The sequence below is a fragment of the Vibrio sp. 10N.261.51.F11 genome (assembly GCF_041471665.1).
Taxonomy (GTDB): domain Bacteria; phylum Pseudomonadota; class Gammaproteobacteria; order Enterobacterales; family Vibrionaceae; genus Vibrio; species Vibrio crassostreae_C.
The window spans coordinates 15,785-27,504 of the sequence record NZ_JBFROW010000075.1; the positions used below are offsets into that span (position 1 = coordinate 15,785).

Annotated in this window: 13 protein-coding genes; 8 read left to right on the top strand and 5 right to left on the bottom strand. The window is 41.2% G+C overall.

Annotation, left to right across the window (positions count from 1 at the left end):
- Positions 1-205 precede the first annotated feature (205 nt).
- The 3 genes from AB4351_RS19930 to AB4351_RS19940 all read left to right on the top strand — a co-directional run bounded on the left by AB4351_RS19930 (position 206) and on the right by AB4351_RS19940 (position 1,646).
- Positions 206-415 (top strand): cold-shock protein, encoded by a 210-nt coding sequence (locus tag AB4351_RS19930; protein WP_004731543.1) that lies wholly within the window; start codon positions 206-208, stop codon positions 413-415.
- A gap of 117 nt (positions 416-532) precedes the next feature.
- Positions 533-1,072 (top strand): YaeQ family protein, encoded by a 540-nt coding sequence (locus tag AB4351_RS19935; RefSeq protein ID WP_004731545.1) that lies wholly within the window; start codon positions 533-535, stop codon positions 1,070-1,072.
- Complete coding sequence (locus AB4351_RS19940) at positions 1,065-1,646, top strand: hypothetical protein (RefSeq protein WP_102503524.1); 582 nt, start codon at positions 1,065-1,067, stop codon at positions 1,644-1,646. Before AB4351_RS19935 ends, AB4351_RS19940 begins: the two co-directional genes overlap by 8 nt.
- A 303-nt stretch (positions 1,647-1,949) precedes the next feature.
- Here the strand turns inward: AB4351_RS19940 and folE are convergent, their stop codons facing one another.
- A complete protein-coding gene (gene folE / locus AB4351_RS19945; RefSeq protein ID WP_017061725.1) occupies positions 1,950-2,603 on the bottom strand; it encodes a GTP cyclohydrolase I FolE in 654 nt (217 codons plus the stop codon).
- Positions 2,604-2,818: 215 nt separating this feature from the next.
- On the opposite strand from folE, the gene moeA reads away from it, so the two are divergent.
- Positions 2,819-4,054 (top strand): molybdopterin molybdotransferase MoeA, encoded by a 1,236-nt coding sequence (gene moeA, locus AB4351_RS19950; RefSeq protein ID WP_372112358.1) that lies wholly within the window; start codon positions 2,819-2,821, stop codon positions 4,052-4,054.
- A gap of 12 nt (positions 4,055-4,066) precedes the next feature.
- Positions 4,067-4,819, top strand: coding sequence for a molybdopterin-synthase adenylyltransferase MoeB (moeB, locus tag AB4351_RS19955; protein ID WP_065583719.1), 753 nt, complete (start codon positions 4,067-4,069; stop codon positions 4,817-4,819).
- 54 nt (positions 4,820-4,873) lie between these two features.
- Here moeB and AB4351_RS19960 read toward each other — a convergent pair whose 3' ends face one another.
- The 4 genes from AB4351_RS19960 to AB4351_RS19975 all read right to left on the bottom strand — a co-directional run bounded on the left by AB4351_RS19960 (position 4,874) and on the right by AB4351_RS19975 (position 9,831).
- Entirely contained in the window at positions 4,874-6,076 is a 1,203-nt protein-coding gene (locus AB4351_RS19960; protein ID WP_372126947.1) for an EAL domain-containing protein, read from the bottom strand.
- On the bottom strand, positions 6,069-6,929 hold the full coding sequence (locus AB4351_RS19965) for a helix-turn-helix transcriptional regulator (protein ID WP_372058423.1): 861 nt from the start codon (positions 6,927-6,929) through the stop codon (positions 6,069-6,071). Before AB4351_RS19965 ends, AB4351_RS19960 begins: the two co-directional genes overlap by 8 nt.
- Before the next feature lie 258 nt (positions 6,930-7,187).
- The gene (locus AB4351_RS19970; protein WP_102319993.1) at positions 7,188-9,512 is read right to left on the bottom strand and encodes an ATP-binding protein; all 2,325 of its coding nucleotides are present in this window, start codon (positions 9,510-9,512) and stop codon (positions 7,188-7,190) included.
- Between the two features lie 10 nt (positions 9,513-9,522).
- Positions 9,523-9,831, bottom strand: a complete 309-nt coding sequence (locus AB4351_RS19975; protein ID WP_017061719.1) for an Hpt domain-containing protein — start codon at positions 9,829-9,831, stop codon at positions 9,523-9,525.
- Positions 9,832-10,022: 191 nt separating this feature from the next.
- Here AB4351_RS19975 and AB4351_RS19980 point away from each other — a divergent pair, with 191 nt between their 5' ends.
- The 3 genes from AB4351_RS19980 (at position 10,023) to AB4351_RS19990 (ending at position 11,626) form a co-directional block, all read left to right on the top strand.
- Complete coding sequence (locus tag AB4351_RS19980) at positions 10,023-10,616, top strand: TfoX/Sxy family DNA transformation protein (RefSeq protein ID WP_372126949.1); 594 nt, start codon at positions 10,023-10,025, stop codon at positions 10,614-10,616.
- Positions 10,617-10,954: 338 nt separating this feature from the next.
- A complete protein-coding gene (locus AB4351_RS19985; protein ID WP_017061717.1) occupies positions 10,955-11,194 on the top strand; it encodes a hypothetical protein in 240 nt (79 codons plus the stop codon).
- Between the two features lie 117 nt (positions 11,195-11,311).
- Positions 11,312-11,626, top strand: coding sequence for a helix-turn-helix domain-containing protein (locus tag AB4351_RS19990; RefSeq protein WP_017061716.1), 315 nt, complete (start codon positions 11,312-11,314; stop codon positions 11,624-11,626).
- The last annotated feature ends 94 nt before the right edge of the window (positions 11,627-11,720 follow it).

Consider the following 11,720-nt stretch of genomic DNA (forward strand, 5'->3'; position numbering starts at 1 on the left):
TTCTGCAACCTTTCACTATGGATTCGATTGACTATCCCCTGATTTGATTTAGACTTCATCTCGGCTAGAAAGAAAGTTCTTTGTATATAAACATTTCGTTGGATTACTAGTAACCCCGTTGTGTTGTACGCAATAGCAATAAACTTTTCCACGCTATCAGTGCCACAATTGGCTCATAATAAAAATTTAATTTTAGGATATCATCATGTCTAACACAGTTACTGGTAAAGTAAAATGGTTCAACGAAACTAAAGGCTTCGGCTTCATCGAGCAAGAAAACGGCCCAGACGTATTCGCACATTTCTCTGCAATCACAGGCGACGGTTTCAAAACTCTTGCTGAAGGCCAACAAGTTGAGTTCACTGTATCTCAAGGTCAAAAAGGCCCTCAAGCTGACAGCATCAAAGTACTTTAATTTAGTATTTTAAAGCTTTCTAAAAATAGCCAGCCTCTGCTGGCTATTTTTTTACCCGCTATTCAGAGATTTAAGGTAATATTCCCCCTCACTATTTCTACCTAAGACACCCCCTCAATGGCTCTTAAACCGACAATCTACAAGTTTCGTATCTCTTTAACCGATATGAATCGCGACTATTACGACTCTTTTAATCTAACGGTTGCTCAACACCCTTCTGAAACAGAACAGCGCATGATGGCGCGTATCATTGCTTTCTGTATCAATGCATCTCCTGAACTTGAGTTCACTAAAGGGTTGTCTAGCATTGAAGAACCCGATTTATGGCAGAAGTCGTTAGATGACCAAATCTTAGAGTGGATTGATGTGGGCGAACCCGATCCAGAACGCGTTAAGAAAGCGACTCGCTTATCTAAGTCTGTGAGCGTGTTCAGCTTCAACACTAAGTCGAATGTTTGGTGGGAACAAAACAAAGGTAAGTTCGGTTACCTGAAAGCTCAAATCGTTCGTCTAGACAACGATGGTATTGAGCAACTAGCAGCGATGACACAACGTACTATGGACCTTTCAGTAATGCTGTCGGGTAACTCTGCGTTCGTAAACAGCGACACGCAATCTGCAGAAGTAACGTGGGAAGAGCTACAGAGTAATGACTGAGATCCAAACTCAGACTGAACCTCAGCGCCAAACTAAGCTCGAAGCGTGTTTGCAGCTCGCTGGTCTCGATTCAGTAAAAGCGCTCTCAACAGGCTACGAGAAAGAGCTATCATCATTTATTGATGAAAACCATGCTCTTTTCAAACATGCTTGTGAGAATAAGCCTGATAACTCTGCACGCCAGACGTTGCTTGGCCTGTTAACCAAAGTACATATCGATGCAAGCTATCGCTTTGAAAGCAATAAAGAAGCGAATGAGGCGATGCAAAATGTATTCGATAATACAGTGGGTACTGAGCACAGCGACAAGTTTCAAAGCTCTAACGCTCAGCAGTTAAAGTTAATCACTCATTTGTGGTTGTTCATTCAAGGGCGACTAGGAATGGATTACAGCCTTGCTAATGATCACGCAGCTGTAGCCGCCACGCTGTTGTCTCGTATATCGAGAAGCAGTGATGATGAGATTCGCGTAGAGTTTATGGCCAGTTTTTATGATGGCTTGAATATCTATCAAGCTGAGAACAAGCCGTCCGGTTTTGTTCACCACTTTAAGCGTTTGTTTAATCTTACTTAAGCATTCCACCAGCTGCTGTACCCAAATTTGCGCTTTATAGATTCTGTAGAGCGCATCTAATTTCCGTTCCAACCAACCCACATCGAAAATGCAGATTCCCTATTACGCTCGTTCCTCACTTTAGGGAATGACGAAAGTGACTAAGTCGCTCATTCTTCACTTTAGGGAATAACAGCATTCTCAGCCATTACAGTTGACTTCATTGCAGGCGTAAAAAAGCCCCGCATAAAGCGAGGCTTAGAATATTTTCAACGAACTTCAATTTACAAAGGCTAAATCACGTGCATCCAATAACGAAACGTATTAACGCAGGCCGTGTAAGAATTCGTGGCGCGTTGCTGGGTTTGATCTGAAGATACCGCCCAGAGCTGTTGTTGTCGTTTCGCTAGTCGCGTCCATTACACCGCGTGATTTCACGCAGTAGTGAACCGCATCCATGGTGACAGCAACGTCATCAGTTTCGAGTAGCGTTTGCAGTGCAACAAGGATCTGCTGCGTCATACGTTCTTGAACTTGTGGGCGCTGAGCAAAGAATCGAACAATACGGTTAATCTTTGAAAGGCCGATGATTTTCCCACGAGGGATATAAGCGACCGCAGTCTTACCATCAATCGTCACTAAGTGGTGCTCACAAGTACTGGTCACGGTAATGTCTTTTACTCGTACCATCTCACGAACGCCCATCTTGTTTTCGATTACCGTAATTTTAGGGAAATTGGCGTAATCCAAACCAGAGAAAATTTCATCCACGTACATTTTAGCAATACGTTGCGGTGTTTCTTCCAGACTATCGTCCGTAAGATCAAGTTCAAGGAGAGTGAGAATCTCACGCATATGGTGTTCGATTCGTTCCTTTTTCTCTTCTCGGCTAACCTGGTTTGGACTCATTGGTGTCTCTAAACCACGGCTTGCTAGCGCATCTTTAACCAACTTCGCTGATTCGCTAAGACCTGACATTGAACTTCCTCTTTTATTACCCCTTCTGGATGGCAAACAAGGATACTCGGAATTTTGAATAAATACACCCATATTTTAAGGGAGGTCATTATTTACGGGGCTTAAACTGTGCTAGAGTGGCTAGAATTTCGTTGGCGAACCAGGTGTTCTGATCATTATTTAACCACCATTGCCAACCACAAAACCAAAACAATAACGATCAAAGGATTTCAATTATGGGCTGTTGCGACGCTCCGGGCTTGATGCCAATTGAAGAAGCACTAGATAAGCTGCTATCGCCAATTCAACCTATTCGAACGACCTTATCACTGCCATTGGCAGAAGCATTGGGTTACGTACTTGCTGAAGATATTCTATCCCCTATTTTCGTACCTCCTTTTGATAACTCAGCAATGGACGGCTATGCACTGCGCTTAGCAGACCTAGAGAACAGTAAAGTGCTGCCTTTAGCGGGCAAGTCCTTTGCAGGTCAACCTTTTGAAGGTGAATGGCCAGCAAACACCTGTATTCGCATTATGACTGGCGCAAAGATCCCGGAAGGTTGTGACGTCGTAATCATGCAAGAAAACACTGCTGAAACTGACGCTGGCATTGAGATTCAGCAAGACGACATCAAGCTGAACAATAACATTCGCCCTACCGGTGACGACATCAAGCAAGGCGATATCGTTCTTAGCCGTGGCGAACGTTTAACACCTCGTGACATTCCAATGATTGCTTCGCTCGGTGTGAGTCATGTAACTGTGGCACACAAACCTAAAGTCGCTTTCTTCTCTACTGGCGATGAGCTCAAGCCATTAGGTCAGCCTCTTGAAGATGGTCAGATCTACGACAGCAACCGCTACGGTATCAAACCGCTGATTGAAGCGTTTGGTTGTGAAGCGATTGACCTAGGCATCATCCCTGATTGCCCTGCAACGCTTAAAGAAACCTTCGAGAAAGCTCAAGAACTCGCGGATGTTGTTGTGACTTCTGGCGGTGTGAGTGTGGGTGAAGCGGATTACACCAAAGATATTTTGGAAGAACTCGGCCAAATCGGCTTCTGGAAGCTAGCTATCAAACCAGGTAAACCGTTCGCATTTGGTGAGTTGGATAACGCTTGGTTCTGTGGCCTACCGGGTAACCCAGTGTCTGCAATGATGACTATGTATGTGTTAGTTCAACCTATGCTGGCTAAACTTGCCGGTCACACTGCGTGGACAGCACCAGAATCGATTCCTGCGATCACTAAATCTGCATTCAAAAAAGGCCCAGGCCGTACTGATTATCAACGTGGTATTTACTCGATTGAAAACGGTAAGTTTGTAGTAGAAACAACAGGTAACCAAAGCTCTGGCGCTTTCCGCTCAATGAGCTTAGCAAACTGCTTTGTGGTACTAGAGCGCGAACGTGGCCGTGTTGAAGTCGGTGAAACGGTTCAGATTCAACTGTTTAACTCCACGCTTTACTAACGAGGCTTGCTGATGGAAATACTGTCTGACGCAGAGATGCTTCGTTACAATCGCCAGATCATTCTCAAACAGTTTGATTTTGAAGGTCAAGAAGCGCTGAAACAGAGTTCAATCTTAGTGTTAGGTGCGGGTGGTTTAGGCTGTGCCTCTGCTCAATACCTTGCGACTGCGGGCATTGGTAAACTAATGCTGATCGACGACGATGTTGTCGAGCTTTCAAACTTGCAACGACAAGTGCTTCACACCGATGCTGATATTGGTAAGAAGAAAGTCGTTTCAGCCGCTGAATCATTACAGGTGTTAAACCCACACCTTAGAGTTGAAACGGTCGACCACAGACTTGATGACGAGGCACTAGCAAAGCTCATTGAAGCGCATTCGTTAGTACTTGATGCCAGCGACAACGTTGAAACGCGCAATCAACTTAACCGTTTGTGTTACGCCTCAAAAACGCCACTTGTATCGGGCGCTGCGATTCGCATGGAAGGTCAGATTAGTGTCTTCACTTATCAAGATGCTGACGCACCCTGTTACCAGTGTTTAAGCGCTCTATTTGGCAACGCTGCTCTAAGCTGTGTTGAAGCCGGTGTGATGGCACCTGTTGTTGGCATGGTAGGCGCGGCTCAGGCTTTGGAAGCTATCAAGGTTATTGCCAAGTTTGGACAACCAAAGCAAGGCAAACTTTTGATTCTCGATGCCATGTCTCACAGCTGGCGTGAAATGAATTTAATAAAGATGCCTAATTGTTCGGTGTGTGGTAAGTAATAAAAAGAGCCAAAGCCCATTGAGTTGGCTTTGGCTCGTTACCCTAATACGTTGTTAATGATTAGAAGTATATTCAGAAGCGACGTAATCTAGCTCCTTTTGCTCTGCGAGCATCTCAACTACAATTTCAGGTAGTGATGGAACCCCATGAAGAAAACCTTGTTGGTTAAAGCCGCCTAGAGCTTCCAGAAATGCACAGGTGTCTTTATTTTCAACACCCTCATAGATAATACGTGCGTTTTTTACCGAAACGAGCTTCTTAACTTCATCGATTTTTTGCATGTAATCAATGTTATGGCAAAGTCCCCATGTAATGGTTATATCTATTTTTATCTCACTAATAGGCAGTTTGACAATACGTTCAATATTCGATGCTTCCATCCCAAAGTCATCTATAGAGATCTCAAAACCATTCAACCTTAGCCGTAAAATATTTGCCAACAATTCTTTTTCAATATTGCCTGAAAGCCCCTTTTCAGTCAGCTCTACAACGATAGTATGCTCAATACCTTGCTTATAGATCTCGAGTAGATTATCGACAACAGATTCATCAGTCAGTAAATTAGGATCGATATTAATTGAGAACCTCAACGATTTATCAAGTTCACTGAAGTGGAGATGATAATCCTGAATGAATTTATTTATCACGATATTGGTAAAAACCTTTTGCTTTCCTAGCTCTTCAATTACTGGCAAAAAATAGCTCGGTGGAAGTAAGGTCCCGTTTTCATCAGACCATCGTGACAACACTTCAAACCCCGAAATAACATTTATATCCGAAACAACTTGCGGCTGATAAACCAGATTGATGGGAAAATCGTCATCGATGATTGTTGCACGGTTACCAAAGCCAAGCTCGCTTTTGGTTATGGTTTCAACTTCAAGTGCTTTATCAACCAACTCACTTATTTGGTTAGCCCAAATAGGCTTTTCTAGTGAAGCGACAACATTTAACTCATAGAGCTTTCCAAGCATACTCACCGAGCTAACAATGGATTTATCCAAACCTGAAATAATGATTATTTTAGACTCAACATTTTGTTGCGACATCATACTCAAGAGTTCAAATCCATCGCCATTGGGCATCATGATGTCCATAATCACCAAATCAAATGATGCGTTTTGCATTTTGCTCATTGCATCGAACGCATTTTCTGCAAACTGTACAGATGTTTTTTTATTAGATAAAGAGACCGCATTTTTAATGACCTCTCTCGATAGTTCAACATCGTCAACAATCAATACTGTGTTATTCATTCTCTTCACCTTTATAGTTTGCAATAATATCCATCCAAGTGCGTTGTGATTTCATTTTCTTTGAATCCAAGTTCATGACCTTCATTGATCTATCGTTACTTCTTACACTTCGATACTCGCAGCCCAATGAAAAAAACAGATCAAAAATCCTTTTGCTTTTCAGTAGTATATAAAGCTCTTTATCTGGATTTAAGCTTTGTAGATACTTGTACGCCTCTCTGCCCATTGTGTCTGTAAATGACGAATAATGAGTGCAGTTAAAAGTAACAACTAAATGTGCTCTATCTTCTTTAGATACTAAGACTTGCTCCAAAAAATCTGCTGCAAGATTATAGTTAGCACTTAATAAGTGTCCGATTAATTGCCCATTAACCGTGACGAGCGTTAACTCTCCAGAATATTGATTTATTATTTTTTCAATAATTACCTTTCTACTCAGACCTAAATCTTCTAAATTACTGAGCATAACGTTATCCTCATATTCAAAGATGACATCAATTAACTTGGTAATCTTCCCAAGAAGGAATGAATTATTTGAGTTAATCACCGTAACTTCTGTTTGGACGTGCATGTTCATATCAATATAACCGTTATTATTAAATTTATTCGTTAACCCTGTGAGAACTGTTTGTGAGTCGTTTGCCTCCCAAACATCAAATATGTTGACTCCAATAAGGTCCAGTAACTCGTTTTGACGTTTTAAGTGGGGAGTTGTTACTCCTCTTTCCCAACGGCTTAGTGTCACAACGTCCAGGTTGTTAAAGTTAGAGTTACTTCTTTGAATCGCATCAACAAAATTAGTTTGAGACAAACCATTATTAACACGAAACGTACGTATAATATTTCCAAACATAGCTTTATTTTCTTATTCGTTATTGTGATTTAGCTTATTTTTAATTAAATACGAACAAAAGCTAAGGGCAAGCTGTGATTGAATAATTTGAAAATGCCCAGCTACTCTCAACACTTATTGGATGATAGTTATTTTCATAACAGTTTGGGCATTATCTTGATGACAATGCCCATAACTCTCAGAAAAACAGATGAAAATAATACATGAAGATCCGAAGATGGCTTACCCTCAGGTTATAGGTAGGAGTATTTAACTAAGTTAGCAAGTACCACCTGATAAAGCGCAATGAAGCTTTAGCTTTAGATCGCTCGGGTTGAGCGGTTTGGTTAGATAACACGAAAAGTATTGGTCCATTCGAGCCTCTTCTTGAATGGTAGCTCGTGCCGTAACGGCAATTATAGGTAACGATGGCTTACGCTTTTCCAACTCAGAAGCAAGCTCAATGCCATCCATAACCGGCATTGAAATATCCGTCAGTACAACATCAAAGTCATGTTCAGAAGCGAGTGCTAAAGCCTCCAAACCATCATTCGCGGTCATGCATTCACAACCTAGCTCGTTTAAGTGGAACTCTAGAATTTCTCGGTTGAACTCAACATCATCAACGATCAAGGCTTTTTTACTTGTGCAGTCTAAGCGCTCTCTAACGTTATATACCTGTTCAGCAACACCGTTAGAACACTCAAGAACATTCATAATTTCTTGAGCTGGGAGTGAGATAACAAAAGTACTACCGGTGCCGAGCACACTCTCAACACGCAACGAACCCTTCATTAACTCTACGATGGTTTTAGTTATCGCCAAGCCCAAGCCAAAACCAAACTGTTGGTCTTCTTGATTAACCTGTTCAAAGCCGTTAAACACCGCATCCAATTTATCTTGGGGAATACCGACTCCAGTATCGCTTACGGAGATATTGAATGCTCTATCGTCGGTTGAAACTTCTATTGTCACCCCTCCCTTGTTTGTAAACTTCAATGCGTTCGAAACTATATTATTGATTGCTTGCTTAATACGAAGCTCATCAATCATCAATGTTGTCGAAGCATCGACATTGCATATAATATCAAGCGACAATTGTTTAGACTCGCTAAGCGGAAAAAACGTATTTTCAATTTCGCGCATCAAACTCATTACTGACAGGCATTTAGGGTTTAATGAATAGCTTGCTGCTTTTACTCTTTCAAAATCCAATAGGTCATTCACAATGCCTAAAATAGTATTGCTCGCACTCGAAATACCGTTCAGCTGATGGCGATATTCGTCAAAGTTTTTGCTATGGCTTAGCATATGTGTATAACCAATAATCGCGTTCAGTGGCGTGCGAACCTCATGGGACACATTTGAAAGCAGCACCGATTTCTGTTTATTGGCCTCACTCGCCTCTTGCGCTGCTATCTCGTACTGCTTCGTTCGCTCTTCAACTTCATATTCAAGCCCTTCAATCAAATTTTGAATCTGGATCCCAGCCTCAGAATAAGCCTTTGAAAGCTGTTCAATTTCGTCTCCATTACTATAAACAGTATGTCTGGATTTATTAAAATCACGCTGCTTTAGATATTTAGCTTGTGCGATCAATTTAGAAATAGGTATCAGCATCTTATTCACCGCGATTGAGTTAATAGCTAAAAACAGACCAAGCAAAAGGATATAAGCAAAGAACAGGCGTTTGATCAACGAGTTATCACCAGATAAAACCAGCTCTTTGGTGGTCGCATAACTGGAACGAATCACATGCTCTGGCGTGACTAAAATCAACCTCCAACCGGTTTGACGGTTCTGAACAAAAGTGACATTGAAAACACCTTTTTCGCCACTTACCACAAAACTACCCAAGTAATGTGACATGATATGGCTTCCGACACTCTTTTGAATTTGTTCATCAAAAACACTTTCAGACATCAATTGGTCGACATTCTGTTGTAGATTCGACGCGATAAGCTTGCCGCTGTCGTCTACTAAGAAATAACGGTATTGGAATTCATCGATCATATTTTCAAAAGTCAGTGAACGAGAAAAATACTCTAAATCTAAATCAAATTTGAGTAACGCGTTATCCCAGTGCTCTGGACGGATATAAATGGCAAACTTAGTGACGTGCCCCACTTTAACTTCTTTCCCTATATAGAAATTCTTGTAGTGGATCATGCGACTAAAATCGACAGAAATAGAGCGGCTTACAATACCATTTTCGGTGATAGAGACTTCTTGGTTGCGTTCAGTGTCAATAAAAAGCACCTTTTTGATAAAGGGCTTAAGCTTAGTATTGATATAAGCCAGCTGTTTATTACGAAGTGCCTCGTTTTTCGATTCATTAACAAAATCATGAGCAAAATCAATCGCCACATGATCCACTTCCTCAGTGATCAGCTCGACCTCTTTATCAAGGGTTACACTTTGAGCTTTCACAAAGGTAAGTAGAAGCTTTTTGTTATTTCCCGTAATGCTCTCCTTTATCTCTTCAAATTGGTTTTGTGAAGAAACCTGAACGATTTCGATAGCGGAGTACGTAAGCAACACCACAAATAGAACCAGTATTGTTGCGTTGGTGAAAATGATTTTATTTTTAAAAGACACGTTCATATCCTCCAACTTAAGCGTCAAAAAGTTGAATCATGGCGTTAGACACATCCATCAAAATCTTTTTTCCTGCACTTTCATTGATTACCGCGTCGTAGTGCTCCAATTTAAGACAAATTCTTGCAACCTCTGTAGCCCCGCAAGATAACGCAATGCCTTTCACTTTATGGGCGAGCGCTCGATTGGACTCACCTCCTTGAAGAATATCATCATTAACCTTGTGCAAACTTCTAATAGCAATCTGACGAAATCGAACGCCAATATCCGATTGAAAGTTACAACCCGTCGCCATTAAAAATACATTTGTGTCGATGCTATACATACCAATTTCTCCCGCCTTCGTGACCCCCTTAATTTTGACCGTCTGTTACAAAACTGATATGGCAGATCGAGAATTTAAATAACCGGCATGCCTAATGGCATTGTCTGTTTTTTAACTTGGCTTATGCCATATTCACTGCTGGCTACATTTGGACAATAGATCACACTTTTTATGATTATCGAGTGAAAATAATGGCTCAACTTTTCAGACATACTTTTAGACGCTTGGAACAATTAGGTCGAGTGTCTATAAAACAAATATTTGGCGTAACGGCCTTCTATGTAGATCACGTTTTGCTCGTTCTACATAAAAGTGGGGAGCTGTACCTCAGAGGAACACCGGCACAAGAAGGCTACTTTATTAACAAGGGCTACCCCAAGGTGAATGCGAGCGTACTTGGAGTAAGTCAGAATGCGGATTATTACAAGTTGCCAGCAAACCCTTGGAGCAAGTATTCTTTGACTCTATGTGAAGCAGAAATCGCACTAGAGCAAATAAAGAGATCACAAAGCAGTTATATTTCTGCTCCCGAAAGGCTCAAAGACTTACCCAACATGCGATTCTCAACTGAGCAACTTCTTGAGAAAGCGGGTATAAACTCCATTGAGAAACTCAAAAACCTGGGCACGATTGGTGCTGTAGAGGCTATCCAACAGCATACCCACCATAAACCAACCATCGAGTTAGTTTGGTCGTTAGAGGGTGCAATCCAGGGTATACACCGTTCACAACTGCCGACGAACCTAAAAAATGCATTGCGCACCCAAGCTCAAAGTTATTGTTAGCCTATATTGTTTTAACGAAGCTTAGATTCTTGTTAAATCCAAATGCGGTCAATTTGATGCCGTGGCTATTCCTAGCTACGGCTCATTAGGCTAACCCGCTGTCCTTAAGTGATTTCACTCAAGTTTAACGTCTTTAAATTAGCCTCCCCTTTCATTTGATCGCCCACTCCGTTTTAATTTTCACTGCCAGCCTTTATTTTGGTTTCCTACTATTCCCTCTGCTACAAATTACCATTCAAGTTTTAATGCAACTGAATTTATAACTATTTATTTTACAACCTGCCCTATCGCTACCAAACTAGGCATATCAACACAACACTAATAAAAGGTGCCTAAATATGCGTTCATTAATCTTTATTTCAACAGCAGTATTAGCAACTCTTATCTCTTTTCAGTCGGCGGCCGCAAATGTCACTGTGCGTTGGACAGGGAAAGTACCGACTTCTGACTGCGCTTCAAACCCTATTAGCAATCAAGTCGCGTTCAACTCACAAAGCGAACGTTGTAAGGTTGAACTTAAACAAACTGAAATAACTAATACAAAAACAGCAAATAAAATGGTTTCGTTTGATGTGTAATATGAAAGGAAAACCCATTAAGTAGGCATAATAGCCAGATTAATATTCAACCTGACCTTGCATGTAATCGCAGCAAATAAATAATACGGGTATGATAATTAAACTGGCTGTTTGTTTATGCACTTAATCTTACATAAAGGGTCGCTAAGAATTTCGCTAGCCGACCACCCAACGATAAAACCCATCCAGCTCACACTCAGTGAATTTTTAGTTCTAAAAGAGTTACTCACTCATCAAGGGGAGCATTTAACCAAACACCATCTACTAAAAATGGGATGGCCCAATTCATTCGTCTGTGACAATGCATTGAATATGGTGATCATGTCTTTAAGAAAGAAGCTTCTTAGGCTCGGTGGATGGATAGAAATCAATACCATTTACAAGATAGGTTATAGTTTAAATAAAACTGACAAAATATGTGTTTTGCAGTGAATTTAAACACTCCCGTCCAAAAACCAGCGCCGCCAACCTACAACTTGCCTTTGAATATGACCAATGCATTCGGTCAGTTGCATCAATGGCTAGG

Excerpts from the sequence above, each read along its gene's own strand:
- AB4351_RS19930 (WP_004731543.1), top strand. The coding sequence starts at position 206 with ATGTCTAACACAGTTACTGGTAAAGTAAAATGGTTCAACGAAACTAAA.
- folE (WP_017061725.1), bottom strand. The coding sequence starts at position 2,603 with ATGTCAGGTCTTAGCGAATCAGCGAAGTTGGTTAAAGATGCGCTAGCA.
- AB4351_RS19990 (WP_017061716.1), top strand. The coding sequence starts at position 11,312 with ATGCACTTAATCTTACATAAAGGGTCGCTAAGAATTTCGCTAGCCGAC.
- AB4351_RS19960 (WP_372126947.1), bottom strand. The coding sequence starts at position 6,076 with ATGAATAACACAGTATTGATTGTTGACGATGTTGAACTATCGAGAGAG.
- moeA (WP_372112358.1), top strand. The coding sequence starts at position 2,819 with ATGGGCTGTTGCGACGCTCCGGGCTTGATGCCAATTGAAGAAGCACTA.
- AB4351_RS19985 (WP_017061717.1), top strand. The coding sequence starts at position 10,955 with ATGCGTTCATTAATCTTTATTTCAACAGCAGTATTAGCAACTCTTATC.
- AB4351_RS19975 (WP_017061719.1), bottom strand. The coding sequence starts at position 9,831 with ATGTATAGCATCGACACAAATGTATTTTTAATGGCGACGGGTTGTAAC.
- AB4351_RS19965 (WP_372058423.1), bottom strand. The coding sequence starts at position 6,929 with ATGTTTGGAAATATTATACGTACGTTTCGTGTTAATAATGGTTTGTCT.
- AB4351_RS19970 (WP_102319993.1), bottom strand. The coding sequence starts at position 9,512 with ATGAACGTGTCTTTTAAAAATAAAATCATTTTCACCAACGCAACAATA.
- AB4351_RS19980 (WP_372126949.1), top strand. The coding sequence starts at position 10,023 with ATGGCTCAACTTTTCAGACATACTTTTAGACGCTTGGAACAATTAGGT.
- moeB (WP_065583719.1), top strand. The coding sequence starts at position 4,067 with ATGGAAATACTGTCTGACGCAGAGATGCTTCGTTACAATCGCCAGATC.
- AB4351_RS19935 (WP_004731545.1), top strand. The coding sequence starts at position 533 with ATGGCTCTTAAACCGACAATCTACAAGTTTCGTATCTCTTTAACCGAT.
- AB4351_RS19940 (WP_102503524.1), top strand. The coding sequence starts at position 1,065 with ATGACTGAGATCCAAACTCAGACTGAACCTCAGCGCCAAACTAAGCTC.